Source organism: Mycetocola sp. Y791 (assembly GCF_059445325.1).
This window is the reverse complement of the sequence record NZ_JCAIUC010000002.1, coordinates 864,041-889,042: the sequence shown is the minus strand read 5'-3', so window position 1 is coordinate 889,042 and position 25,002 is coordinate 864,041. Positions and strand designations below refer to the sequence as shown.

At 64.9% G+C, this 25,002-nt stretch carries 23 protein-coding genes and 1 tRNA gene; 5 read left to right on the top strand and 19 right to left on the bottom strand.

The genetic code is table 11. The features are described from left to right. Window positions 1–399: 399 nt before the first annotated feature. The 3 genes from AC1C2N_RS09080 to AC1C2N_RS09070 form a co-directional block, all read right to left on the bottom strand. On the bottom strand, window positions 400–1,302 hold the full coding sequence (locus AC1C2N_RS09080) for a hypothetical protein (RefSeq protein WP_495433732.1): 903 nt from the start codon (window positions 1,300–1,302) through the stop codon (window positions 400–402). 116 nt (window positions 1,303–1,418) lie between these two features. Then, entirely contained in the window at window positions 1,419–1,832 is a 414-nt protein-coding gene (locus AC1C2N_RS09075) for a hypothetical protein (protein ID WP_495433731.1), read from the bottom strand. 122 nt (window positions 1,833–1,954) lie between these two features. Further along, window positions 1,955–2,045 (bottom strand) — tRNA-Ser (locus AC1C2N_RS09070). Between the two features lie 129 nt (window positions 2,046–2,174). Here AC1C2N_RS09070 and radA point away from each other — a divergent pair. Next, window positions 2,175–3,527 carry a DNA repair protein RadA gene (gene radA / locus AC1C2N_RS09065; protein WP_483405914.1) on the top strand — a complete coding sequence of 451 codons (1,353 nt, stop codon included), beginning with the start codon at window positions 2,175–2,177 and terminating at the stop codon, window positions 3,525–3,527. A gap of 42 nt (window positions 3,528–3,569) precedes the next feature. On the opposite strand, the gene AC1C2N_RS09060 is transcribed toward radA, so the two are convergent. The 4 genes from AC1C2N_RS09060 to AC1C2N_RS09045 all read right to left on the bottom strand — a co-directional run bounded on the left by AC1C2N_RS09060 (window position 3,570) and on the right by AC1C2N_RS09045 (window position 9,913). Beyond that, window positions 3,570–3,956 carry an SseB family protein gene (locus AC1C2N_RS09060; RefSeq protein WP_108391840.1) on the bottom strand — a complete coding sequence of 129 codons (387 nt, stop codon included), beginning with the start codon at window positions 3,954–3,956 and terminating at the stop codon, window positions 3,570–3,572. Between the two features lie 23 nt (window positions 3,957–3,979). Beyond that, window positions 3,980–4,597, bottom strand: a complete 618-nt coding sequence (locus AC1C2N_RS09055) for a hypothetical protein (RefSeq protein ID WP_495433730.1) — start codon at window positions 4,595–4,597, stop codon at window positions 3,980–3,982. Between the two features lie 97 nt (window positions 4,598–4,694). Beyond that, complete coding sequence (locus AC1C2N_RS09050; protein ID WP_495433729.1) at window positions 4,695–9,182, bottom strand: ExeM/NucH family extracellular endonuclease; 4,488 nt, start codon at window positions 9,180–9,182, stop codon at window positions 4,695–4,697. 212 nt (window positions 9,183–9,394) lie between these two features. Next, on the bottom strand, window positions 9,395–9,913 hold the full coding sequence (locus tag AC1C2N_RS09045; RefSeq protein ID WP_495433728.1) for an amino-acid N-acetyltransferase: 519 nt from the start codon (window positions 9,911–9,913) through the stop codon (window positions 9,395–9,397). A 34-nt stretch (window positions 9,914–9,947) separates the two neighbouring features. Between AC1C2N_RS09045 and AC1C2N_RS09040 the strand changes: the two genes are divergently transcribed. Then, window positions 9,948–10,874 (top strand): Ppx/GppA phosphatase family protein, encoded by a 927-nt coding sequence (locus AC1C2N_RS09040; RefSeq protein WP_495433727.1) that lies wholly within the window; start codon window positions 9,948–9,950, stop codon window positions 10,872–10,874. A 103-nt stretch (window positions 10,875–10,977) separates the two neighbouring features. Here the strand turns inward: AC1C2N_RS09040 and AC1C2N_RS09035 are convergent, their stop codons facing one another. Further along, window positions 10,978–13,506 (bottom strand): ATP-dependent Clp protease ATP-binding subunit, encoded by a 2,529-nt coding sequence (locus AC1C2N_RS09035; RefSeq protein WP_108391845.1) that lies wholly within the window; start codon window positions 13,504–13,506, stop codon window positions 10,978–10,980. A 527-nt stretch (window positions 13,507–14,033) separates the two neighbouring features. Between AC1C2N_RS09035 and AC1C2N_RS09030 the strand changes: the two genes are divergently transcribed. The 3 genes from AC1C2N_RS09030 to AC1C2N_RS09020 all read left to right on the top strand — a co-directional run bounded on the left by AC1C2N_RS09030 (window position 14,034) and on the right by AC1C2N_RS09020 (window position 15,989). Next, window positions 14,034–14,996: a putative endonuclease domain-containing protein gene (locus AC1C2N_RS09030; protein WP_495433726.1), complete on the top strand. Its 963-nt coding sequence runs from the start codon at window positions 14,034–14,036 to the stop codon at window positions 14,994–14,996. 154 nt (window positions 14,997–15,150) lie between these two features. Beyond that, entirely contained in the window at window positions 15,151–15,765 is a 615-nt protein-coding gene (locus AC1C2N_RS09025) for a hypothetical protein (protein ID WP_495433725.1), read from the top strand. After that, window positions 15,765–15,989, top strand: coding sequence for a helix-turn-helix domain-containing protein (locus AC1C2N_RS09020; RefSeq protein ID WP_495433724.1), 225 nt, complete (start codon window positions 15,765–15,767; stop codon window positions 15,987–15,989). The genes AC1C2N_RS09025 and AC1C2N_RS09020 overlap by 1 nt, the downstream gene beginning before the upstream one ends. A gap of 3 nt (window positions 15,990–15,992) precedes the next feature. Here the strand turns inward: AC1C2N_RS09020 and cls are convergent, their stop codons facing one another. The 11 genes from cls to folB form a co-directional block, all read right to left on the bottom strand. After that, window positions 15,993–17,423 carry a cardiolipin synthase gene (gene cls / locus AC1C2N_RS09015; RefSeq protein WP_483406700.1) on the bottom strand — a complete coding sequence of 477 codons (1,431 nt, stop codon included), beginning with the start codon at window positions 17,421–17,423 and terminating at the stop codon, window positions 15,993–15,995. A gap of 128 nt (window positions 17,424–17,551) precedes the next feature. Further along, a complete protein-coding gene (locus AC1C2N_RS09010) occupies window positions 17,552–17,761 on the bottom strand; it encodes a hypothetical protein (protein ID WP_483405923.1) in 210 nt (69 codons plus the stop codon). A 48-nt stretch (window positions 17,762–17,809) separates the two neighbouring features. Then, window positions 17,810–17,953 carry a hypothetical protein gene (locus AC1C2N_RS09005; protein ID WP_495433723.1) on the bottom strand — a complete coding sequence of 48 codons (144 nt, stop codon included), beginning with the start codon at window positions 17,951–17,953 and terminating at the stop codon, window positions 17,810–17,812. Then, window positions 17,950–19,470: a lysine--tRNA ligase gene (gene lysS, locus AC1C2N_RS09000; protein ID WP_495433722.1), complete on the bottom strand. Its 1,521-nt coding sequence runs from the start codon at window positions 19,468–19,470 to the stop codon at window positions 17,950–17,952. Before lysS ends, AC1C2N_RS09005 begins: the two co-directional genes overlap by 4 nt. A 56-nt stretch (window positions 19,471–19,526) precedes the next feature. Then, window positions 19,527–20,387: a pantoate--beta-alanine ligase gene (panC, locus tag AC1C2N_RS08995; RefSeq protein WP_495433721.1), complete on the bottom strand. Its 861-nt coding sequence runs from the start codon at window positions 20,385–20,387 to the stop codon at window positions 19,527–19,529. Window positions 20,388–20,411: 24 nt separating this feature from the next. Beyond that, window positions 20,412–21,140, bottom strand: a complete 729-nt coding sequence (locus AC1C2N_RS08990) for a Rossmann-like and DUF2520 domain-containing protein (protein ID WP_495433720.1) — start codon at window positions 21,138–21,140, stop codon at window positions 20,412–20,414. Next, window positions 21,137–22,924: a PH domain-containing protein gene (locus tag AC1C2N_RS08985; protein WP_495433719.1), complete on the bottom strand. Its 1,788-nt coding sequence runs from the start codon at window positions 22,922–22,924 to the stop codon at window positions 21,137–21,139. Before AC1C2N_RS08985 ends, AC1C2N_RS08990 begins: the two co-directional genes overlap by 4 nt. Then, window positions 22,921–23,583, bottom strand: coding sequence for a PH domain-containing protein (locus AC1C2N_RS08980; protein WP_495433718.1), 663 nt, complete (start codon window positions 23,581–23,583; stop codon window positions 22,921–22,923). The genes AC1C2N_RS08985 and AC1C2N_RS08980 overlap by 4 nt, the downstream gene beginning before the upstream one ends. Next, window positions 23,546–24,019 carry a DUF3180 domain-containing protein gene (locus AC1C2N_RS08975; RefSeq protein ID WP_495433717.1) on the bottom strand — a complete coding sequence of 158 codons (474 nt, stop codon included), beginning with the start codon at window positions 24,017–24,019 and terminating at the stop codon, window positions 23,546–23,548. Before AC1C2N_RS08975 ends, AC1C2N_RS08980 begins: the two co-directional genes overlap by 38 nt. Then, a complete protein-coding gene (folK, locus tag AC1C2N_RS08970) occupies window positions 24,016–24,564 on the bottom strand; it encodes a 2-amino-4-hydroxy-6-hydroxymethyldihydropteridine diphosphokinase (protein ID WP_495433716.1) in 549 nt (182 codons plus the stop codon). Before folK ends, AC1C2N_RS08975 begins: the two co-directional genes overlap by 4 nt. After that, complete coding sequence (gene folB / locus AC1C2N_RS08965; protein WP_495433715.1) at window positions 24,561–24,962, bottom strand: dihydroneopterin aldolase; 402 nt, start codon at window positions 24,960–24,962, stop codon at window positions 24,561–24,563. The genes folK and folB overlap by 4 nt, the downstream gene beginning before the upstream one ends. Window positions 24,963–25,002 lie beyond the last annotated feature (40 nt).

Sequence of the window (25,002 nt, the reverse complement as noted above, 5' to 3'; positions counted from 1 at the left end):
AGGTCGAGTCAACGGGTATTTGGCATTTGACATTGTGCACGCTGTTGAGTTCTCAAGGATCGGATGCTCCCGCTTTTCACCCTTCCGGGCTGCTCCGCAGGGCAACTTCTCTACCCTAGCACCCTTTCTCCGCAGTTCTGACAGCATCCGAAGTGATTCGGAAGGCCAAAAGCTCGAGAGAGGAGCCAGGAATCCCACTATCAAAATAGCATCCGAAATTCGGAGAATTCTGAGAGTGGGAGGTGGTCCCGCATGAGGCCGGCGAGCTAAGCTCAGCCGCACCTTTGGGGTGACGAGTAGTTACTCTACGTTGGCTTTCGTCACTCCGGCAAATTGCACGTGCACGCCGGGCGTGTCGCCTCCTGACGCGTTCGCGCATCGAGGGCAAAGCGCCGCAATCTAGGCAATCTTCGCGTCGTCGTCCTCGTCGCCCCGGAGCATCCCGACCCAGCGACCGAGATACACCGCGCCCGCCTCATCGTGAATGAGCGTCGGGTGGTGCCGGACCGGGTACGGAGTGTCCGGAACCCCATCCGCCGGCCGGACGTCAACGTGTGCGACGTCGAATCCGTGCGCATGCAACCAGTCGGCCATGGCGTAATCGGTTCGAGAATCGCCGAGTGTCCGCCACGCCCGCGGCACCGCGCCCCCATCCTCGGTGAGCAGATCCAGGAACTTCTGCGCCCCAAGGTCCTTGCCGAGGCGCACTGACTCGATATCGGTCGAGATGATCGTCGGGTCGATGCGATAGGGAACCGCACCATCTGCGTCAGGGTGCCGTTCCGTGTTCCACTCGTATCCCAGGTCGAGGCGCTCGAAGACGTGAGCGGCATCCGCGTCAAAACTCTCGCGAACCGCGGCATATTCTTCCGCCGATATGGACGTCAGCTGCTCGACGGACACCATGGCGCGTTTGGTCTCGTCGAAGTACACCACCTCCGAGTACCGTGACTCGACGAGGTCCCGGATAGCAGCGCTGTACGAATCGGGCATCGCGAGCGTGGTGTCGACGGTGATCTCGCCCATTCCCTCCGGGGAGATGCGCGTTGTCACCGCGCCCTTCTCGCACACCGCCCACACCCTGGCTGTTGCATCGAGGCCGCGGGCGAGGAGTTGAGGTACGACCTGCTCTCTGATGAACGCATCCGAGCGGCCGGTGTTGAACGCGATGGGGACACCGGCATTGGCCAACTCCACCAGATCACCAGCGATGCTCGGAATGGCGATGCTGCGGCTCACCGGGCTCGCAATCGGTCCGTCAACATCAAGCAGGAGGCCAAGGATGGGCGCGGTATCAGTCACCCGACCATTTTACGGACGGATACTGCAGCGGGGCTGTTGTCTCCGTGAGTTCCAGCCGACTGGTCTTCGCTGTGTGGTTTGCCAGACGTCGCCGCAGGCGCCAGCGTGAGCACCAGCTAGGGAGCGGGCTGCAAAACCACGTTGGGCGAGATACGAACCCAGTCATCCTGAAGTGCCGAATCGGGCATGGGCGTGCGGTCGTAGCGGGCCAGCCCCAATGGGTAGTCAATGATGACCTCGTTTTCTCCGCAACTGAATCCCTCGACGTCGGGTGCCTGAACGAGCACGCAGACCCCGTCGCGGAATAATGTCGGAGTCGACTCGGCGAGGAAGTAAGACCGCCCCTCATACTCACCGACGAAACGTACCGACTCTGGGATAACGCTGCCGTCACCAACGCCGGGGAGCAGGTCCGCATCCGTTTGCGGTTCCGCGAGCTCCGCGTAGGCCGGCTGGGCGGCCGCGCACCCTGCCATGAGCAGCACAACGGTCGTGACCGCCCCGATACGCCACAGCGCTAGACGGGTCATGGGGCTCCTTCGCGTTGAGCCGACAGTAGCGGACCCGATGGCGACGGTCCATGACTAACCCCTCGAGGAAATGACAAAGGCCCCGACACCCTCTGATTTCAGGGGATTCGGGGCCTTTGTGGTGGCGGTGACGGTGGGATTTGAACCCACGGTGCGCTTTAGACGCACACAACTTTTCGAGAGTTGCACCTTCGGCCGCTCGGACACGTCACCGCCGTCGAGTGTAGTAGATCCTGGATGCCTGCGCGAATCGGGGCCGCTGCTCCTGCCTGCCGCGATGCGGTTCTGTCCCGCGCGGGCGGGGGCACCGGTGATGTCCGATGTCGAGGTTAAGCTCTGACCATGGCTAAACCGACGTCGACATTCAAATGCACCGAGTGCGGCTGGCAATCAGCGAAGTGGGCGGGACGATGCGGCGAGTGCCAGCAGTGGGGCACCGTCGTCGACGCAACAGCCGACGCAGGACAACGCCTCACGGCCACAACCGTCTCTGCCGACCGATCTGCTCGCCCAATCACCGAGGTGACCGAGGCTGACGTCTCGCACTGGCCGACCGGGATCGATGAGTTCGACCGGGTGCTCGGCGGCGGTATCGTGCCCGGAGCCGCAATACTTCTCTCCGGCGAGCCCGGCGTCGGAAAATCCACACTCCTGCTCGAGGTCGCCGCCCGCGCTGCAAAGGCCAAGTCACGTGTGCTCTACGTCAGCGCCGAAGAGTCGGTCAACCAGGTGAAGCTGCGGGCTCGCCGCACCGGCGCATTGAGCGACAACCTCTTCCTCGCCGCCGAGACCGACCTCGGCGTTGTACTCGGCCAGATCGACGCGGTGAAGCCCGAGCTCCTCATCGTCGACTCGGTCCAGACGGTGTCGAGTTCGCTGTCCGACGGCATCGCCGGGCAGCCGAGCCAGGTGCGCGAAGTTGCCCAGACCCTGATCCGGGTTGCCAAAGAACGCGGGCTTCCCGTGCTGCTCGTCGGCCACGTCACGAAAGACGGCAGCATCGCTGGCCCCCGCCTGCTCGAACACCTCGTAGACGTCGTGTGCCAGTTCGAGGGCGACCGCCACACGTCACTTCGGTTCGTGCGCGCGCTCAAGAACCGGTTCGGCCCCACCGACGAGGTGGGCTGCTTCGAGATGACCGGCGACGGCATCGCCGAAGTACCCGATCCGAGCACGCTCTTCCTCAGCAGGGGCATCACGGTATCCGGCACCTGCGTCACCGTGTCGATGGAGGGAAAACGCGCCCTTCCGGTCGAGATTCAGGCCCTCGTCCTTGAGACCAGCGCCCCAAACCCGCGCCGAGTGACCAATGGCGTCGATTCTTCCCGCGTCGCCATGCTGCTCGCCGTGCTCGACCAGCGGGCAGGAATCCGCCTCCACGACAAAGACATCTACGTCTCGACGGTGGGCGGAGTCCGGCTCAACGAGCCCGGCGCGGATCTCGCAATCGCCATCGCGCTCGCGTCCGCTGCACTCGGCTATGCAGTCCCCCATAGCTTCGCCGCGTTCGGTGAGATTTCCCTCGCGGGTGAGGTGCGGCCGGTCAGCGCTGCGCGGCAGCGCACATCCGAGGCGACTCGCCTGGGATACCGGACGATAGTGGATGCCCGCAGCGGCAGCATCCGTGAGGCGCTTGACGTTGCAAAGAAGTCGGCGGGAACCCCGTTCGACCGTGAACTCGACGCGGTGTTTTAGGCCGCAACGGACGCTGGCGTGATTGACCGATAAAACCGCTCGCTAAAGGGCGAGGACGCGAAGAATCTCGTCGGGCGTCGCCTGCATCGGATGCGGCCCGGCAATGTCAAAGAAGACGGTTTCGATGTCCTGTCCGTGCGTCCGGAGGAAGGTGTGCAGCCAGGCGCCGTCCTGGAGGCCGACGAACGGGGGCAGCGCGGCCGGCTTGTTGGCCGCATCGCTGAAGATCAGCAGGGCGAGGCGCCCGGTTTCCGGTTGCTTGTAGGTCCACACCTCACCGGCGTCGGTCGGCTTATCGCGCTGGCCAGGCTTCACAAGGGGGACGACCATCCTGTCGTTCCTGAGTGCGAAGGCGACGGCGGCCATGTCCTGCTGTTCGAGGGCTTCCGCGAGAACCTGTGACCGGAACTCCGGCTTCTTTTTCGGCATGCCTCTATCTTCGCAGGCGCAGGTCAGCCGGTAATCATGAACTGCTTGGTCTCGGCACTCTCGAAGCCGGCGACGGAGGTTGAGAGGTGGTACGACACACCGTCAGACGGAACCGGGGGGCGCTCCCCGTCGCAGGTCGTCGTACTCGATCGGGTCCTGTCCCAGGCGATCGGGGTGCTCGACGCGACAGACTGGGCCGGCTCCAGCTGAACGACAGCATCCGCTGGCTCGACCTGACAATCAGTCGAAGTCCAGTAGACGTCGGTGCCGCTGGTGATGGTGAAGACCTGCTGGCTCGTGCCCACGTTGATCGAGCAGGCGTTCTTTCCCGTGTTGGTAATCTGCAACGACAACTGGGGAAGTTCGTTCGCGCCGTAACTCCCCTTATCGGTGATGGCCTCGACGAGCACGTTCTTTTCCGAGCAGTCCGTCACTTCGCCGCTCGCCTCTTCTGTGGGAGACGGCGTGGCACTCGGTTTCGCTGATGCGGTGGCCTTCGGCGTGGTTTCGAACCCGGACGTCGACCCCGGCTTCCAGATCACAAGCACGATGATCGCAATGACGGCGAGCAAACCGGCCAGAACAAGCAGCCGTCGGCGAACGTAGACGCTTCGCTTCTCTCGTGACTCCCGGGTGGCCATGGAATCAGGATAACCAGAGGCATCCGGAGCGCACGCAAGGACGCGCGGGGGGTCGCGATTGCGGCCCCCCGCGCGTCGAAGCGGTCAAGCGCTTTTTCTACCAGCCGAGCAACCGCCCGAGCCAGCTGATGATCTTCTTGATCGCGGCGATGACCTTCTCGACTGGACTGGGTTGCGCAGGCACTTCAGTCGGGGCAACAGTGAGAGGAATGGTGACGGTTGTTCCCGACTCCGCCGCCGTGATCACCACCGATGTCGGACCCGTCCCGGCTGGCGCCGTGAAGGTCACGGTTGCCGCCCCGTCCGTCACCGGAGCTGTGGCTACCGTCGTGCCGTTGATCACGGCGGTCACGCTGGTGTTGACCGGGCTGCCAAGCGAGGTCAGGTCGAGCTTCGACAGGTTCAGGGTGACCGAGGACCCGGCGGAAACCGGTCCGGCAGGGATGCCGGTGACCTGCACTGAACGACGGTCGAAGCTCGGGGAAACCGGGCTGTTCGCCGTGAGGTACGAGATCCAGGCGTCCCGGTCCACGAGACCGGAGTCCCTCGTGTCTGTCGCGCTGGTGAAGACGTGGAAGTTGTCCCCGCCCTGGAGCAGGAAGCTGAACGAACCGATGCGGTAACTGCGGCTCTGATCGATCGGTTCGCCGTTCACCGTGATACTCGTGATGCGGTCACCCTCAGCGCGCGCGGGATCGAACGTGTACGTCACGTTGTTCGACAGCCCAAGCTGGAGATACGGCCGTGTCGGCACAGCGCCGTCGGCGGTCCGCTGCCACTGCTGTTCCAGCATGACCTTGAACTGCGCGCCGGTCAGCGACGTCGTGCCCAGGTTGTTCAGGAACGGGAGCACAGCGTTTGCTTCGGCGTACGTGATGTCGCCAGCGTCGAGGTCTGCCCGCAGGCCACCGGGATTGACGACGCCGATTTCAGCCCCGCCTCGCTCCGGCGCCGCGAGCGAATCGACGAGGGCGTCGGCCACGAAGTTGCCGAGCGTCGACTCGGATGAGCGGTCATCGCGGAGCCCGTTGCTGAACGCCGTCGTAATCGGAGCCGTCGCGGTGCCGACGACCTGCCGGCCGATGACATCCGACTCGGCAATTGCGGATCGGACGATCCTGTCGACGACGGCCACCGCGGGGTACTGCGCGATCAGCGTTGCATCGTCTGTCGTGACGCGGGCGACGTTCTGCGCTGTGTAGCTCGCCACCTCACCCGTGAGCGTGTCGACCTGGAGCGTGATCTGGCCGACGAACTCACCATAACTGCCGGTTTGCAGGATCGGCCTGGTTCCCTCGCCACCGGGAATGGGAGCGTCCCACGCGTATCGCTTGTGGGTGTGACCGGTGAAAATCGCGTCGACCTCTGCGCTCGTTTCAGTCACGATATCGGCGAACGCTCCACCAGCGGCGATCTCCTCCTCGAGGGTCGCACCGTCAGGCGTGCCTGCCCCCGCGCCCTCGTGGTACTCCGCGACGATAACATCGGCCTCTCCGTTGGCTTCGTCTCCATCGGAAAGCTGAGCGGTGACCCGGTTCACGGCGTCGACGGGGTCACCGAACTCGAGGCCGGCGATGCCGGCGGGCAAGACGAGCGACGCGGTTTCCTCGGTGACGGCACCGATGACCCCGACGGTGACGCCGTCCACCTCGAACAGCGCGTATTCCTGGAGCGCCGGTGTCGAGGTCCCCGCGTTATAAACGTTCGCCCCCAAGTACGGGAATTTCGCGTTCTGGCCGCCGTTCATCACGCGGTCGACGAGATCGTCATAACCCTGGTCGAACTCGTGGTTACCAACGGCGGCCGCCGCGAGCCCGAGCGCGTTGAGCACATCGATCGTCGGCTGGTCCTGCAGCGCGCTCGACGCGAACAACGAGGCGCCGATGTTGTCGCCGGCCGACAGGAAGAGCGTTGACTCCGGGTCGAATTGGGCCTTGAGTTGCTCCACCGTTCCAGCGAATTTCACGGTGTTGGCGTCGATCCTGCCGTGGAAGTCGTTGATGTTCAGCAGGTTCACCACGCTCGTCGGGCTGAAGTCGATGCCGACGAGCATGGGGTCATGGTCGCTCGAACGGTAGGGATCTGGCGAGTAGAAGTTGGTCGCGTTGTAGTTGTACCGCGAGTACTCGAGCGCGATCGACTCCACTGAATTGATGTTCCAGATATCGGCATCCGTCACCAGCGAGTTAGCGGCGGGTGACGCGAAGACATAGTCCAGGGAACCGATCGCCTGGCCGAAGGTGTAGGTCTCCTCACCGGTCTTCGCTCCCTGGTTGATGTAACCGGCGGCTTCGATAACGGCGATCGGGTCTTCCCCGGCGTATGAGTTGAAATCACCGACGAGGAAAACGTTGCTCGTGTCGAGCTCGCCCGATACCTCGTCAGCGAAGTCGACAAGGGCCGTGGCCTGGCGGGTGCGGTCGCCGTTGTACGCGCCCTGGCCTGTGTCGATGTTGTCACCGGTGGCCCCTGAGTCGCTCTTCGACTTGAAGTGGTTGGCAATCACCAGGAAGGTTTCGGCATCGTCCCCGCCGGCGGGCTTGAACGCCTGCGCATCGGGTTCGCGGGCGTTGGTAAACGCGGGCGAGTCGAGGAGGATACGAGTCTCACCGACCGTCTCGACGGATGCCGTCTGGTAGATGAATGCGGTTCGGATCACGTCTTCGTCTGCGGGCACATTGGCGGGCGACGGCACGAAGTTCCAGACGTCACTCCCGGCTGCCTCGTTGAGAGCGTCGACGAGGACGCTCAACGCGTAGTCACGGTCCTTGCCGATGGACGCGGAGTTCTCGATCTCTTCGAGCGAAACCACGTCAGCGTCGAGCGCGTTGATCGCCGACACGATCTTGGCCTGCTGGCGTTCGAGGTTCTCAGCGTCGGCCGCTCCGCGAACGCCACAGCCAGCGGCATCCGAGTTATTCACGGTGACCGGGTTTCCGGCTCGGTCGGTGTAGAACGTGCACCCGGAGCGGTCGGCGCCCGTGGTCGCAAAGTAGTTGAGCACGTTGAACGTTCCGAGGGTGATGTCGCCGCCGACATCTTCGGGCGCGTCGGTGCGGGTGTTCTCGAAGGTCACCGGCTGGACGGTCGCAGCGTTCTCCCCGGTGAGGTGCGCGGTCGGCTGGAACGACCAGCTGTCGAACCGGTAATCGAGCACGACGGGCGACGTGAAGGTGACCGCGGCACCGACGCGTACCGGGGATTCGGTGGAGAGGTACGGCAGCGGGATGTTCCGGTTCGCCCCGTTATTCGCGGAGGACAGGAAGTTGGTCGTTGCACCGTCGTCGAGAAGAACGAGCTCGGTGGCGAACCGCGCCTGGGCCGCCGCATGCTCTGCACTCCCGGGCAGACCGAGGACCGTCGGGTTGACCAGCGGCGTCGACGAAGCGGTGAGCCCGATGGTTCCGAATCCGTTCGTGTCGTAAACGTCGGTCACCGTGTAGTCCCCGGCCGGCGCGAGCAGCATCCCCTCGAATGCTTCGCGCTCGGCGGCGGTTCCCGGGTATGCCACGGCTGCGGGCACCGGTGCCGTAGCCGGATCGAGCTGTGTGAGCCCGCCGGCCTCAACGGAGAGCTGGCTGAGCCCGTTGTATTCGCCGACAACGCCGGTCACTTCCACGTGCTGTCCTGCGGAAACGTCGGCGACGGTCGACGGCGAGTAGATGAAGATTCCATCGGATGCCACGTGGCCGGCGAGGTCGCCGCCTGACCCGGGCGTCTGGATGTAATAGCCGTTGAATCCACCGGTCGCGTATGCGGCGGTCACGACTCCGGTCGTCGTGACCGTTGCGCCGACCCACGGGCTCGCGTCCCCGGTGCCTTGAACCTCAGCGATGCTGAGCAGTTCCGGTTCAGTCGGATCGGTCGGATCGGTGGGATCGGTGGGATCGGTGGGATCGGTGGGATCGGTGGGATCGGTGGGATCGGTCGGATCTGTGCCGTCCGCAGTACTCTGCGGTGTGATCGTCGCCGACAGCGTGAAATCGCTGGCGTTACTGTCGGTATCAGCGAATGCCGTGCGTCCGAGCGACTTGACGTCGGTGTTCCCGGCGGGCGCGGTTGCCGCCGCCGTCTCGAACGTGTTCGAGGTGCCGTACCCGAGCAGGTCGACGACCGCGGTGTTGCCGGCGACGTTCCCGACGGGCAGCGTCACCGCCGTCGGGGTGTTTGCGAGGATGATCGTCCCGCCAGCGCCGCCCGTGTTGATGCTGCCGCTCGACGCATCAGGGGTGGGAAGCGCGGCACCATTGGCGCCGTTGCTCCCGCCCGCGACGAGGTAATACCCGCCAGCGGCGATGGTGCCACTCAGCGGAAGCACACCGCTCGGCGCCGCTGCACCGGTCGCGGATCGGTACTGCACGGACCAGCCGGTGAGATCGACGGCCGTGTCTGTCGGGTTGTGGAGCTCGATGAACTTCGTCGAATACGCTGCTCCCGCGCTGCCGCCCGAAAGGTACGCCTCGTTGATCACGACTCCGGAACCGTCGGGGGCGGCGGCTGCCGGGAGAGCCGAAAGCGGAGCTACAGCGAGCCCCAACAGCGATGCGAGAGCGGCGGCGCGCCAGCCGCGTTTGGACAGCAACATTGATCTCCCTGGGGTGTTTTCACGGTGCCGACGCGTCTCTGCGAAGCGCCTCGTTGCGCCGTTGTCAGAGCAATGCGGCCAACTCCAACTCACGTTAGAGCGGCCCAATTAACGCGTGATCACCGGGAAAGTAAACAGTGGGTAAAAGCTAGCGGCCCAGCGGAACCCCCCGCAAGAGTTACAACGGATGAGCAGGAGCGGCCGCATCGCGGTCAGAGCAGTTTCAGCATCCGACTGTTGCCGAGGGTGTTGGGCTTCACGCGGGCGAGGTCGAGAAACTCGGCAACGCCCTCGTCAGTGGAACGCACCATTTCGGAGTAAATCACCGGATCGATGATCTCTTCACCGATCTCACGGAATCCGTTCTTCGTAAAGAAGGGCACCTCAAAGGTGAGGCAGAAGAGCCGCCGAAGCCCCAGCTCGCGGGCGTCGTTCTCGAGCGTCTCAAGGATCGCCCTGCCGACACCGTGGCCGAGCCACTCCCTGGCGACGGCAAGAGTGCGTATCTCACCGAGGTCCTCCCACATGACGTGCAATGCACCGCAACCGATCAGCGTGCCGTCCGGGAGCGTCGCAACGCGGAACTCCTGCACCGCCTCGTAGAACACCACTCGTTCCTTACCGAGAAGGATCCGCTCGGCAACGAGGGGCTCGATGAGCTTCTGAATCGCGGGGACGTCGGAGGTGCGTGCACGGCGAACCAGGTACTCGGATGCTCCTGGTTCGGTCATGTCTGAAAGTTTAGTGACCTGTACTGTTTTCGATATGCGCCTCGGAGTACTCGACATCGGTTCAAACACCGTCCACCTGCTCATTGTCGACGCTCACCCGGGTGCGCGGCCGGTCGCGGAGGCATCACACAAATCAGTTCTCCGCCTCATGCGCTACCTCGACACCGACGGTTCGATCACCGAGGAGGGCATCGTCGCGCTCGTCGCCGCAATCGGTGAAGCTGCGCGGATCGCCAAGGGGAGCAACCTGGACGAGGTGCTGCCGATGGCGACCTCCGCTATTCGCGAGGCGACGAATGGCCCTGAAGTCATCGAACTGATCGAACGGGAAACCGGACTGACGCTGCAGATCCTCAGCGGTGAAGAAGAGGCGAAGCTCACCTTCCTCGCCGTTCGCCGCTGGTACGGCTGGTCGGCCGGGAATATTCTGCTCTTCGACATCGGCGGTGGCTCGCTCGAGATCGCGCTCGGTGAAGACGAGGAAGCTGACGTGGCGCTCTCGCTCCCCCTGGGCGCCGGACGAACGACCGTCGGTTTTCTCCACGACGACCCGTCGACCGAGGCCCAGCAGGACGCACTCAGGCGACACGCGCGCTCGGTGCTCTCCGAGGCTCGGACCGCGTTCAAGGGTTTGGCAAAACCGACACACGTCGTCGGTTCGTCGAAGACCATCCGTTCATTGGCGCGGCTCGCCGGCAGCGTCGTCGATGGTATCGGTGGCGATGACCGAGCGCGACTGCGGCGGAGCCAGCTCGACGACTGGGTGCCGCGCCTCGCCCGTATCCCCGCGGCGGCACGGCCCGAGCTTCCCGGCATCACCACCGATCGGACGTTCCAGATCGTGGCCGGCGGCATCGTGCTCAGCGAAGCCATGGCCACGTTCGGAGTGCGCGAGCTCGACGTGTCGCCCTGGGCAACCCGCGAGGGCGTGCTGCTGCGCTACCTCGACCACCTGAACTGAACATCCGGGACCAGGACCAGGAACTGAGCCGGGACCAGCTCCCGGCGGGCACGACGAAGGCCCGGAGGATTTCTCCTCCGGGCCTTTGTCGTACTACTCGTGCTTAGGCGTTACCGATCGCGAGATCGGGGGTCGCAGACCCTGTGCCGATCGAGCGACCCGAGTTGACCCCTGCGCCGACGGTTTCACCGCGCGGCTTGGTGTCGAAGACGAACTCGCCGTCCGCGAAGTCCACGTGCACGTGGTCTCCGGCGTTGAGCTGTCCGTTGAGGATGCGCTCGCTCAGGCGGTCTTCCACCTCGTTCTGCATCGCGCGGCGCAGTGGCCGTGCTCCGAGAGCGGGGTCGAAGCCAACCTCGATGAGGCGTTCCTTCGCTGCGAGGGTCAGGTCGATCGTCATGTCGCGGTCGAGCAGTCGCTCGCTCAGTCGCTTCGCGAACAGGTCGACGATCTGCAGGAGCTCCGGCTTCGACAGCTGCGGGAACACGATGGTGTCGTCCACGCGGTTGAGGAACTCGGGCTTGAAGTGCTTCTTGAGCTCCTCGGTGACCTTGGCCTTCATGATCTGGTAGGTGGCGACGGTGTCGCCCTCGACCTGGAATCCGACCGGTCCGCCAGCGATGCCCTTCGAACCGAGGTTCGTGGTCATGATGATGACGGTGTTCTTGAAGTCGACAACGCGGCCCTGGCCATCCGTCATCCGTCCCTCTTCGAGGATCTGGAGGAGGGAGTTGAAGATGTCGGGGTGTGCCTTCTCGATCTCATCGAAGAGCACGACGCTGAACGGCTTGCGACGAACGCGCTCGGTCAGCTGACCGCCCTCTTCGAATCCGACGAATCCGGGAGGAGCACCGAACAGTCGTGAGACCGTGTGCTTCTCGCCGTACTCGCTCATGTCGAGCGAGATGATGGCGTCTTCGTCGTCGAACAGGAACTCAGCGAGTGCCTTGGCGAGCTCGGTCTTTCCGACACCGGTCGGGCCGGCGAAGATGAACGAACCGGAGGGACGCTTGGGGTCCTTCAGGCCGGCGCGGGTGCGTCGGATCGTCTTCGACAGTGCCGAGATGGCTTCTTCCTGGCCGATGACGCGCTGGTGCAGCGCCTTCTCCATGAAGACCAGTCGGCTCGACTCTTCTTCGGTGAGCTTGAAGACCGGGATGCCGGTGGCCTGCGCGAGAACTTCGGCGATGAGACCCTCGTCAACGGTCGCCGTCGTCTTCACGTCACCCGAACGCCACTGCTTCTCGAGGCGGAGTCGCTCGCCGAGGAGGTTCTTCTCCTCGTCACGCAGCGATGCCGCCTTTTCGAAGTCCTGGTCTTCGATGGCCGTTTCCTTGGCTCCGCGGACAACCGAGATCTTCTCGTCGAACTCGCGCAGTTCGGGCGGGCTCGAGAGGATCGAGAGACGCAGGCGTGCGCCGGCCTCGTCGATCAGGTCGATCGCCTTGTCGGGCAGGAACCGGTCCGACACATAGCGGTCGGCGAGGTTCGCGGCGGCAACGAGGGCACCATCGGTGATGGACACCTTGTGGTGCGCTTCGTACCTGTCGCGCAGTCCCTTGAGAATGTTGATCGTGTGCGGGAGAGACGGTTCGTTGACCTGGATCGGCTGGAACCGGCGCTCAAGCGCGGCATCCTTCTCGAAGTGCTTGCGGTACTCGTCGAGCGTTGTCGCACCGACGGTCTGCAGCTCACCACGAGCGAGGAGAGGCTTCAGGATGCTTGCGGCATCGATTGCGCCCTCAGCAGCACCCGCGCCGACGAGGGTGTGGATCTCGTCGATGAAGATGATGATGTCACCGCGGCTGCGGATCTCCTTCGTGACCTTCTTGAGGCGCTCTTCGAAGTCACCGCGGTAGCGGCTTCCGGCGATGAGCGAACCGAGGTCGAGCGAGTAGAGCTGCTTGTCTTTCAGCGTCTCGGGTACATCGCCCTTGACGATCGCCTGGGCGAGGCCCTCGACGACAGCGGTCTTTCCGACGCCGGGCTCTCCGATGAGAACCGGGTTGTTCTTCGAACGACGCGAGAGGATCTGCATGACCCGCTCGATTTCCTTCTCACGGCCGATGACCGGGTCGAGCTTGTTGTCGCGGGCAGCCTGAGTCAGGTTGCGGCCGAACTGGTCGAGGATCTGCGAGCCACCCTGCGCCGTGGTCTCCGTGGTGTTCCCACCGACGGGAGCAGCTTCCTTGCCCTGGTATCCCGAGAGCAACTGAATGACCTGCTGGCGAACACGGTTGAGGTCGGCGCCGAGCTTGACGAGGACCTGCGCGGCAACGCCCTCACCCTCACGGATGAGGCCGAGCAGGATGTGCTCGGTTCCGATGTAGTTGTGGCCGAGCTGGAGTGCTTCGCGGAGCGAGAGCTCGAGCACCTTCTTGGCACGCGGGGTGAAGGGAATGTGGCCGGTGGGCTGCTGCTGGCCCTGACCGATGATGTCCTGGACCTGTTCACGAACGGCATCCAGCGAGATGCCGAGCGACTCGAGCGCCTTTGCTGCAACGCCCTCGCCCTCGTGGATGAGACCGAGCAGGATGTGCTCGGTTCCGATGTAGTTGTGGTTGAGCATCTTGGCCTCTTCCTGGGCCAAGACAACGACGCGACGAGCGCGGTCGGTAAATCTCTCAAACATGTTCGCTCCTTGGGCACCCGGGCAGGGTTGGGGTGCCGTACAAAAAGAGTAACTTCCGGGGCTGAGGAAAACTCCTGTGTTCGCTCTGCGCGCACCGCAGGTGCGCGAAAGGCGGCAGCCCTCGCTCAGGCATCCTCAAAACCGTGACTTTCGCCCGCGAACCAGAGAAACTCCAGCAGCGGGCAGCCAGAATCCAAGGCATCCTCAACAACGCAACCCCGCGCCGCGAACCAGAGAAACCCAGCGCCGTGAAAGGCGGTAGCCCAATCCCAAGGCAACCTTCAGAACGTAACTTCGCCCGCGAACCAGAGAAACTCCGGTAGCTGGCAGCCCAATTCCAAGGCATCCTCACCAACGCAACGCGCCCCGCGAACCAGAGAAGCCCGGCGCCGTGAACGCTCGCACCCCGCCCCCCTCACTCAGCAACCTCAACCCGCACCCATCTCTCACCCTGACGCAACCGGCATCCGCCCCGGCCCTGTGGATAACGCAGGCGGCGCCCTTGCCGTTCGTGCCACTATCCCGAGATGAGAAGGCCCAGCCCCCTCCCGCCTCAGTTGGGAGCGGTGTTCAGCCTCGCCGAGGCGCGAGCGCTTGGCGTCGACCGCGGGCGACTCGAGGGCGACGATCTCGCGACTCCATTCACCGGCGTCAGAACCAGAATCGACACGATTTCGGCGACGGATGCCATAGCGAGCGACGAATTTGACGCTCACGCTGACGAGGTGCGCACCCTGGCACGCGCGTACGGGACTCGCATGCGGCCCGTCGAGTTCTTCAGCCACCACACTGCCGCGGTGCTCTGGGGCGCTCCGATCACCATTTCGATCCCGGCCCTGATCGACGTCGGTGTCTTCCGAGGTTCCAGCGTCCCCCGCGGCCGGGGAGTTCGTGGGCACCTCGCGGACCGGCGGACCACAACGACGAGGGTGCACGACGGGTTACGCGTGGCCACCCCGGCCTCGGTCTGGGCATCGCTCGGCACTCTGCCGGTCGACGAACTCGTCGTGATCGGAGACTATTTCTGTCGCACGTGGCGGCAGGGATTTCTTCGCCCGAATGTCGGGCGCCCTCCGCTGACCACCCGCGCGAAACTTGAGACCGCGCTCGGTGCGGGTCGCCGAGTCGGGGCCGCGCACCTTCGCGACGCCCTCGGGCTGATCCGCGAGGACTCCTGGTCGCCACGAGAATCGCTGTGTCGCGTCATTCTCGTCCGCGCTGGCTTGCCGGAACCGCTCCTCAACATCGACGTGGATGGACCGCTCGGGTTTTTGGCGTGCGTCGACATGGCCTACCCGCAGTATCGCGTCGCGATCGAGTACCAGGGGCAGGTACACGGTGCCAGGTACGCGAAGGACGTCGAGCGCATCGAAGCGCTCCGCGCGGCCGGCTGGATCATCATCCAGGTCACATCAGCACTGCTTCGCCGGCCTGAGGAGCTGGTGGCTCGCGTTCGAGCCGCCCTGATGTCTCGCGGCTGGAGGGCCTGACCCCTTCCAGTTGCGCGATTACGTCGAATACGTCGCCATTCGACGTAATCGCGCAACCGGAACGCGCTCCCGTCGATTCGGACCGGTTGACAGGCATCCGCCCGGTCGCTAGCTTAACGATAATCGTTGTTATCGATAATCGATGGAGTGCACCATGGGAACCGAAACCACCGCTCGTCCGACCCGGTCCGATCGCGTCGATCTCTGGACGGTGATCGTGGTCGGCGTGATGGTCGCCGTGTTCGCGCTGGGGAACGCCGTCGTGCGGATCGCGTCAATCGTGCCGAACACCAATGTGGAGGTTCTCGCCCCGTTCTTCGACACCGTCACCGCTCTCCCGCTCGGGCCAGACGGCGCGATGGTGGACGTTCGCGTCGACTCAGCGTGGCTGACGGTGTCTGACCTCCCGGTCATTGTGGTCGTGTCGCTCGTCGCCGCTGTCCTCGTCGACCTGGCAACGACCCTCGTCATCGTGGCCAGCGCTATGCTGCTGTGCCGAAATCTCATGAGCGGAAAGGCGTTCTCCCGCATCAACACCCGCCTCGTCACAACGGTGTCAGTCACGCTCATCGTCGGCACCACACTCGGTAACCTCTTCACGACCATGGGGACGAACGGCGCTTTCGCAACCCTTAGCCAGGGCAGCTATGACGGCGCGGTTGCGACCGGCAACGTCATTCCCTACTTTGCTGCGATCGCCCTCGCGGCTGTCGCCCTCGCGTTCAAGGCCGGCGAACGGCTGCAGCGCGAAACCGAAGGTCTCGTCTAGTGGGCGGCGCGGATGACGAGCCGACAGGCATCCATTGTCGCCTCGACGAGCTGCTCGCCGAACGGCAGATGACGCTCACAGAACTCAGCGAGAGGGTCGGCGTCAGCATCGTCAACCTCTCGGTGCTGAAAAACGATCGGGCGAGGGCGATCCGGTTCTCCACGCTGGTCGCGATTTGCGACGTCCTCGGCTGCGAGGTCGGCGACGTGCTCGTGCGCGCCTGACCGCTACTGCAGCGCTGACGTCAACCGGGCGAGGTTGTCGAGCACGGTCGAACGGAGCGGCTGCTTCATCCATTCGTCGAGCGTGAGCTCCCGGCTCTTCACCCGGTACTCGTCTTCGACCGCGCGCATGTCCCTCACGAACGTGTCGCCCCTGACCATCAGCGAGACCTCGAGGTTGAGCCCGAACGAGCGCATGTCCATATTGCTCGATCCGATGACGGCGACATCGTCATCGATGGTGAAGTGCTTGGCGTGAAGGATGTATGGGGCCGGGTACAGATAGATTCGCACCCCTGCACGAAGCAGCGCTTCGTAGTACGAACGCTGTGCGTGGTAGACGAGCGCCTGATCGCCGACCTCCGACACGAACAGGTCGACAGGAACCCCGCGCTGCACCGCGGTGGTGATGGCGTAGAGCATCGCCTCGTCCGGCACAAAATAGGGGCTGGTGATCACAATGCGTTTCTGGGCTGAATAGAGCAGGCCGAGGAAGAGCCGCAGGTTGTTCTCACCGTCGAACCCCGGACCGCTCGGCACCACCTGGCAGTCGAGGTGGCCGTCCTCGTTGTCAGGGTCCACGAGGTCGATCTCGCTCGAGAGCAGCTCGCCGGTTTCGCTGTACCAGTCGCTGAGGAAGATCGCCTGGATGCCGCCGACGACAGGCCCTTCGACGTAAGCAACAAGTTCCTGCCATTGCAGCCCACGACGGATGTTCCCCCGCTTGTTGTACGAGCGGTCGATGACGTTCTGCGACCCGAGAAAGGCGACGAGGCCGTCGACGACGAGGATCTTGCGGTGATTGCGCAGGTCAGGGCGCTGGAATTTCCAGCGCCAGGGCTGGAGCGGGAGCATCAGGTGCCAGTCGGCGCCGATCTCATCGAGGCGCTTCTTCGTCTTGAGGTAGCCCTTGGTGCGGAGGTTGGCGACGTGGTCGAGCAGCACCCGCACGGTGACGCCCCGCGCCACCGCTCGCTCGAGCGCCTCGAAGAACGGCTCGGTGGTCTTGTCGCAACTGAGGATGTAAAACTCCACGTTGACCGAGACCGCGGCAGCGTCGACCGCGGCTGTCATCGCATCGAGCGTGTGGTTGTAGTCGGCGAGAAGCCTGGCTTCGTTACCACCGAGCAGCGGCAGCGCACCGAGGTTGCGGTTCAGCTGCACGAGCGAGGAGAACCAGGCGGGCGGGTTCGGTCGCAACTCCTGCTTGGGGAGATTCTCGGCGGCGATCCTGATGAACTCGTTGATCTCGTCCTGAATGTTGCGGCGGTATCGCGGGAGTTTCGGGTTTCCGATCAGGATGAACGCGATGACCCCGACGTACGGAATCAGGAAGATGGCGAGAAGCCAGGCCATCGCGGCCGACGGCCGCCGGTTGCGGGGAACAACGATGACGGCGATCACCCGGATGATGAAGTCGACGGCCCAGAATAAAATGAGCGTCCAGTTACCGGTGAAGGCTGTGGCAACCCAGGCCCAGAAGCCGGCCCAGAATGACGCAACGTCCACGAACCGCTCCTGTCATTGGGGTAGTGACAGCCAGCCTATCCGTCAGCGGCGACGGATCAGTTCGCCGCCTCGCGCGACCCACCCGTGGAGTGGGGGTCCTGGGCCGGAAGGCCCAGACGGGCGCGTTCCGTTGCTTCGACCTTCGCGTATGCGGCCCGCTCGTCACGGTCCGACCGAATGATCGCGCGCATGATGACCCAGAAAATCAGCCCGACCAGGACGGTCGGAGCGAGCGACCACAACGCGTTTAACCAGAAATTGTCCATGACAGCCTAAGAATACCCCGGTTACGGTGAACGGATGCTGTGGGCAGGCTAGGTAAGGATGCCCCAAATGCCGCTGAGCAGCAGATACAGTCCGACTCCGCCGACGATCACCCAGATCGCGATCCGGTTTCCCGACGGCTTCTTCGGGTCTCTGGGGTCCGTCACGTCTTTCGGCAGGAATTCGTTCATCACTTCACCAGGGGGAAGAGGATGGTCTCCCGGATGCCGAGTCCGGTGAGCGCCATCAGCAGGCGGTCGATTCCCATGCCCATTCCGCCGGTCGGGGGCATGCCGTGCTCGAGGGCGCGGAGGAACTCCTCATCAAGACGCATGGCCTCGACGTCGCCACCCGCCGCGAGGCGGGCCTGCTCGACGAAACGCTCGCGCTGGACGACCGGGTCGACGAGCTCGGAGTATCCGGTTGCCAGTTCGAAGCCGCGGATGTACAGGTCCCACTTCTCGACGACACCGGCCTTCGAGCGGTGTGCGCGAACGAGCGGGGAGGTGTCCACCGGGAAGTCCATGACGAAGGTCGGCGCAACGAGGTCGCCCTTGACGAAGTGCTCCCAGAGTTCCTCGACGTACTTGCCGTGGATCGGGTGGGGAACGACGATTCCCTCACGGTCGGCGAGGGCCTTGAGTTCCTCGAGCGGCGTCTCGGGCGTAATCTCTACTCCGGCGGCCTCGCTGAGGCTCTCGAACATCGAGATCCGGGCCCAGTCGCCACCGAGGTCGTACTCGGTACCGTCGGCCCACGTCACGGTGTGCGATCCGGACACCGCGAGAGCGGCATCCTGAATCAGCGTCTGGGTCAGGTCGGCGATGGAGTTGTAGTCGCCGTATGCCTCATACGCCTCGAGCATCGCGAATTCGGGGCTGTGGGTCGAGTCGGCCCCTTCGTTGCGGAAGTTGCGGTTGATCTCGTAGACCCGGTCGATGCCGCCGACGACGGCGCGCTTGAGGTAGAGCTCCGGTGCGATCCGGAGGTAGAGATCGGTGTCGAAGGCGTTCGAGTGGGTGGTGAACGGTCGCGCCGATGCGCCGCCGTGCATGACCTGGAGCATGGGCGTCTCGATCTCGAGGAAGCCGCGCTCGGTGAAGGTGTGGCGCAGGCTCGAGACGGTCTTTGACCGCATGATGACGTTCTGGCGGGCCTGGTCGCGGGCGATGAGATCGAGGTAGCGGCTGCGTACCCGGCTCTCCTCGCTGAGTTCGTTGTGCAGGTTCGGCAGCGGAAGGATCGCCTTCGACGCGATGGTCCACTCGCGCACCATGACGGAGAGCTCGCCGCGGCGGCTGGAGATGACCTCACCCGAGACGAAGAGGTGGTCGCCGAGGTCGACGAGTTCCTTCCATTCGGCGAGCGACTCAGCGCCGACTTCAGCGAGCGACACCATGGCCTGGATCCGGCTTCCGTCGCCGGACTGGAGCGTTGCGAAACAGAGCTTGCCCGTGTTGCGAAGGAAGACGATGCGCCCGGCAATGCCGACCGTCTCCCCCGTCGTCTCGTCGGCTTCGAGGTGCCCGAACTTTGCGCGGACCTCGGGGATGGTCGTCGTGACGGGAACGCTTACCGGGTAAGCCCCGCCAGCGGCATCCGTCGCGCTCTCGATGAGGCGTTCGCGCTTCGCCAGCCGCACGGCCTTCTGCTCGAAGATCTCCTCGGCGGTCGGTTCGGTGGCCTCGGCGGCGGTTGGGGCTTGAGTCATTCGGGACGTCTCCTTGTGGGGTCGGTTAAGTTTACGGGACCGGCTTGCAGCAGGAATCAGGAAACGACGATGGTCCTGTTGTCGATCAGCCTGGTGGTTCCGACCCGCGCAGCGATGAGCGCGAGAACCGGGCCGGTGTAGCCCTCGTCGACGGGCGAGAACGTGGCCGGGTCGACGACGGCGAAATAGTCGAGTTCGACAAGCGGCTCACCGTCGATCACCCCGTGCGCGGCAGCAAGCACCGCACCGACTCCCTGCTGGCCAGCGGATGCCGCCGCCTCGAGCGCGCGCGACAGCGCGAGGGCCGCCTGCCGCTCGCTGTCGGAGAGGAAAGCGTTCCTGCTCGAGAGGGCCAGGCCGTCTTGGGCGCGCACCGTGCTGACGCCGTGCACCTCGAGCGGGAAATTGAGGTCCCGCACCATGCGCTTGACGAGGAACAGCTGCTGGCCGTCCTTCTCGCCGAACACCGCGACATCCGGTGACACGATGTGGAACAGCTTGGAGACCACGGTCAGTACACCGTCGAAGTGGCCCGGTCGGGTGCGTCCCTCGAGAAGGGTGCCGACATCGCCGGCGGTCACGCGCGTGCCGATCTCGCCATCCGGGTACATCTCGGCGGCAGTCGGAGCGAAGACCAGGTGAACACCGACCTCGGCGAGCTTCGCCGTGTCGTGCTCGAGAGTGCGGGGGTAGGTCGAGAGGTCCTCGTTCGGCCCGAACTGCAGCGGGTTCACGAAGATCGACACGACCACGATGTCGCCGAGCGACTGCGCCTGACGGACCAGCGACAGGTGTCCGTCGTGCAGCGCGCCCATGGTGGGAACGAGAACGACTCTGGGTTTCCGGATGCCCCGGGCAACGGCCTCGCTGCGGGCCTCATCGATGCGGGTGCGGATGCTGGTAATACTGTCGGTCACTCCCCGATGGTACCCGCTGAGCCGCTACAGGCCGTCGCCGTCGAAGTACGGCGGCTCGAGGGATTCCGGCCTCGACGTCTCCCGAAGGGCGTTGTCGACCGCCGACCGCACGAGGGAAGACAGGAAGCCGCCGGGGTGATCGATGCCGATTTCCGAGAGGATGCCGGTGGCCTGCGAGACGATGGATCTGGAGAATGCCGTCGCGATCTCAATCGCCTCGGCGTATGCGGCCCTGTCCGCCTCAGCGACGATCACCGGTTCGCCACCCATCTCGACGACGAGGGCCTGACCGATCGGCTGCACCGGCGCCGGGGCCGTCACGGCGAACCAGGTTTCGCTGAGCCGGCCGATATCGATGCTCGTCCCGGTGAAGTCCATGGCGGGGTGAATGGCGATGGGGATCGCGCCGAGCGCCTGCGCTGGCGCCAGGACGGCGGTGCCCGATCCGGGAGAGGTGTGCACGACGAGCTGGCCTGGCCGCCAGGTCGAGCTCGCGGCGAGACCCTCGACGAGCGCGGGCAGTTCGGCATCCGGCACGGCGAGAATGACCAGTTCGCTGCGCTCGACGATGTCGGGGATCTCGAGGATCGGAACCGACGGCAGGATGGCCTCGGCCCTGTCCCTGCTCTCGTTGGAGATGGCGCTGATTCCGATGATCGCGTGCCCGGCGCCGGCGAGGGCTGCGCCCAGGATCGGGCCAACATGCCCGGCCCCGATAATGCCGATGCCGAGGCGGCCTGCTCTCGCGCTCACGCGATCACCCGGTTCTCTGCCCAGCGGTGCGTGCGGTCTCGAGCGGATGCCTGGACCGCGCTGCTCGAGACGTGCTCGAACAGCCGGATCGCCTCATCGGAACCGATGGCGGGCAGCGTCGGGGTGATCGGGCCGGCGACGGTGTGCACGCGAGCCGATGCGAGCCGGAATGCCCGCTCGAGCGGGCCCTGCGACACGGCGATGCTCTGCATCCTGGCGAGCGGGAGGATGTCGAGCCTGCGCCAGATCACTCCCCGCCGGAACAGGAGCAGTCCGTCGTGCACGGCGTACCCGGTACGCCGCCACGCAAACGGATTGAGCCACCTGGCGCGACGGGGCGCGAGGGTGAAGCCCGATGTGTGCGGTGCGCGGAACGCCGCGGTCATCTCTGCGAGAGCCGCGTCCGCATGCACGTCATCGAGGATCAGCTCGAGAACCCGGGCGACGTCGGTGAGGTTTCCAACGGGCAGGATCGTCGTGTTGCCTTTTCCGCTCATCGCGGCCTCCGCCGACAGCCCGGCCTTGTTGATCTTCACCTGCCACCAGTCGAACGGTCTCCAGAGCACCGATTGTGAGATCTCGACGGCGTGGATCCGGCCCGGTGGAAGCGTGTCGTTGCTCGTCGAGAGCAATCCGAACCCGACCCTGACGCCCGATGGTGTTTTCGCGATGCTGTACCTGAGGGATTTCATCACCGTCGACCAGTAGTAGCTGAGGAAACCGATGACGCTGGGCACGAACCAGAAGAGCGCCCAGATCTGTCCGTTGACGAGGGAGACGATCAGAACGACGGCGAGCACGACGAGGAAGACCGTGCTTGCGCTCACGACCGTCGATCCGATCAGCCTGCCGAGGGAAATTCGAACGACGGATTCCGGCGGTGCGGCATTGGGGTCCAGCTCCGGCGCGAGGAACTCGTTGACACGTTCCGTCACGAGCCGGGTGAGCGCCGGGTCGGTGGAGGCTTCGACTCCGTCCGGTCCGACTGTCGGCCTCGGGGCTACGCCTGCCTCGGCGAGCTTCACACCGCTCGCGAGGGTGAGAACGTCGCGGCGCAAGTCGTCCGCGTCACGGGAGTACAGGTACTCGAGCTTGACGCTCGCATCCTGCCCGGCAACGCTGACGTCCATCTTTGCCGCCCCGAAGATCCGGGGGAAGAACGGCCTGTTGATTCCAACGCCCTGGATCCTGTCGAGCTTCGCCTTCCGGTGGGTGCGGAACAGGATGCCGCTCCTCACCTCGACCGCCTCGTCGGTGACGCGGAACGTGTGCATCCGCCACGACAGGAAGAACCCGCCGATGATCACCAGCAGAACGACGAAGAGCCCGGCCAGAGCTATGGGCACGTACCCGTGTTCCCAGACGTAGGTGAGCGGGTCATATTCGTAAGTGCGCGAGCCGTCACCCTCGGGGCCGTCGCCCTGGCCGGGAAGGAAGATGTCGACAAGACGTTCCCGGAGGTTGGCGATGACAAAACCCGCGATCGCGACCAGCGCGATGCCGCCCTTGAGCAGCGGCGTTGCCGGGTGGAGCCTGTGCCACTCTCCGTCGGTCAGTGTGCGCGAAGAATTCTCGCGGACAGCCTGGCTCACCGCCGCCCGCTCGCCGACGGCATCCGACTGCGCAGCATCCGACAGCTCCACCGGACCGGACTGCTGAGCCGGGCCCGCGTGCGACACAGCTGCCGACTGCTGCGCCAGAACAGGCTCCTGCACCGGCTCCGGCTGCCCGCCCGGCGCAATTGACGGGTCGGGGATGCCGCTGGCACCGCGTTCGTCGCTCACAGCCCTGTCCGTCTGCTCTCCGCTACCGCCACCAGGTGGTCGCGCAGGCTTTCGGCTTCCTCGATGGGGAGCCCGGGAATCAGAATCGCCGTTGCGGCCGATGCGGTGACGAACTTCAGTTCGGCGAGTCCGAACGCCCGTGCGATCGGACCGCGGTTGATGTCGATGAGCTGCATCCGTCCGTACGGAACAGCGACAAGCCGCTGCCACATGATGCCACGGCGGAAGAGAAGATCGTCGTCACGGAGCTGGTAGCCGATCGAGCGGATGCGACGCGGGGCGAGTGCGCCCGAGATGAGGTCGATGGCGAGGAGGGGCCCGGCCACCCACCAGACCCAGTGCTGATCGAGAACGACGTGCATCACGACGGCAGCGGCGAGAACCACCAGGGCGGTGATGGCATACCCGAGCAGGTCGACCACGATGTACTTGGGCGAGACGCGGTGCCACTCGACGTTCGCAAGATCGAGCCGTCGGGGAGCGTCTGCGGCGGGTCCGCCACGGTACTCGGGCACCTCGACCGGCTGCTCTTCGGGTGGGTGCACGGGCGAGAACGGCTGAGCGGCGGCCGGTGCGTCATCGACCCCGTCGATGCCCGCGTGCCGGGCGTTCCTCGCCTCGTCAGCGAGCGGGAGGTGCTCCGGGTGCGTCATCGTCATCGTCCTTCGGCAGTGTGCACAGGTGTTCCGCAATCAGGCCAGCTACCGCGAGTAGCACGGCCCCAATGCATGAGCCTATCGTCAGCCACAACGAGCCTACTCCGGGCATCACGGGTCTGGTCGTGAAATAGATCAGCGCCCCCAGCGCCACCCCGGTGAGCAGCGCGCCCACCCTCGACGAGGCGCGTGCGAGCGCGACGACCCGAAGGGACTGGAACGGATCGACCGGTGTTTTCGACCTGCCGGTGACAGCGCGGCGGATCGGCAGTGAGAAGCCGACGATAATCGCACCAACAACGACGAGGGTCAGGGGAAGGCTGATCGGCGGGATCAGAAGAGACCCGCCTGTCGACTCCGAGCCGAGCTCAAGGAGGAAACCAAGCGCGAGTCCCAGCGCCGCGAGTCCGATCAGTGGCGTTGCCTTCGTGCGCGTCATGCCGGTTCCCCTGTGCTCCGAAGCGATGAAAGCAGGGCGTCGACCCTGCCGTAGCCCGGCAGCTCTGCGTCAGGGTTGACCTCGAGCCACGGTGCAAGTACAAAGTCTCGTTCCGCCGCACGCGGGTGTGGGATCACGAGATCGGGTTCGTTGACGATGCGGGAACCGTACGTGACGATGTCGATGTCGAGCGTCCGATCTCCCCAGTGCTCTGTCCTGACCCGCCCAAGGTCATGCTCGATCGTGTGGATCGCCGTGAGGAGCTCCCGCGGGCTCAGGTCGGTGTCCACGAGGGCAACGGCGTTGAGATAACCGGGTGCTGATCGGTCTGGGCCCCCTGGCTTCACGGCGACGGACTCCACGAACGTCGACACCGCGCGAAGCCGGATGCCAGCGGCCTCGAGTTGCTTGAGCGCGACTCGAAGTGTCGCATCGCGGTCGCCGAGATTACTGCCGAGCGCGAGAACCACCGGGGTATCGCGCCCGCCGAGCTGGGAGTGGCGCCGCACAGGCGGGTGGATCGGCGGCTTCGGGATTGGACTCATGAGCGGCCCTCCGCGGTCGGGGCCTGGTGCGGGGCCGCTGACCTCACGATGGTCACGGCGACGTCGCCGAACGGAACAGAGATCGGAGCATCCGGCTTGTGAACCGTGACTCGCACGTCGGTTGCTGCGGGGTACGAGAGCGCGATCCCCGCGACCCGCTCTGCGACGGTCTCAATGAGGTCGACGGGGTCGGATGACACGGCGGCAGCGACCCGCTCGGCGAGCTCGCCGTAGTGGATGGTCGCCGAGACATCGTCACTCTGTGCGGCACGACGAAGATCGATCCCCACGGTGAGGTCGATGACGAAGTCCTGGCCGTCCTCCCGCTCGAAGTCATAGACGCCGTGATGGGCGCGCACACGAATGCCCGTGAGGGTGATGGAGTCGCCGGTAGTCACCCGACAACTCTACGGGCACTCATCGGCCTCCGCGCCGGAG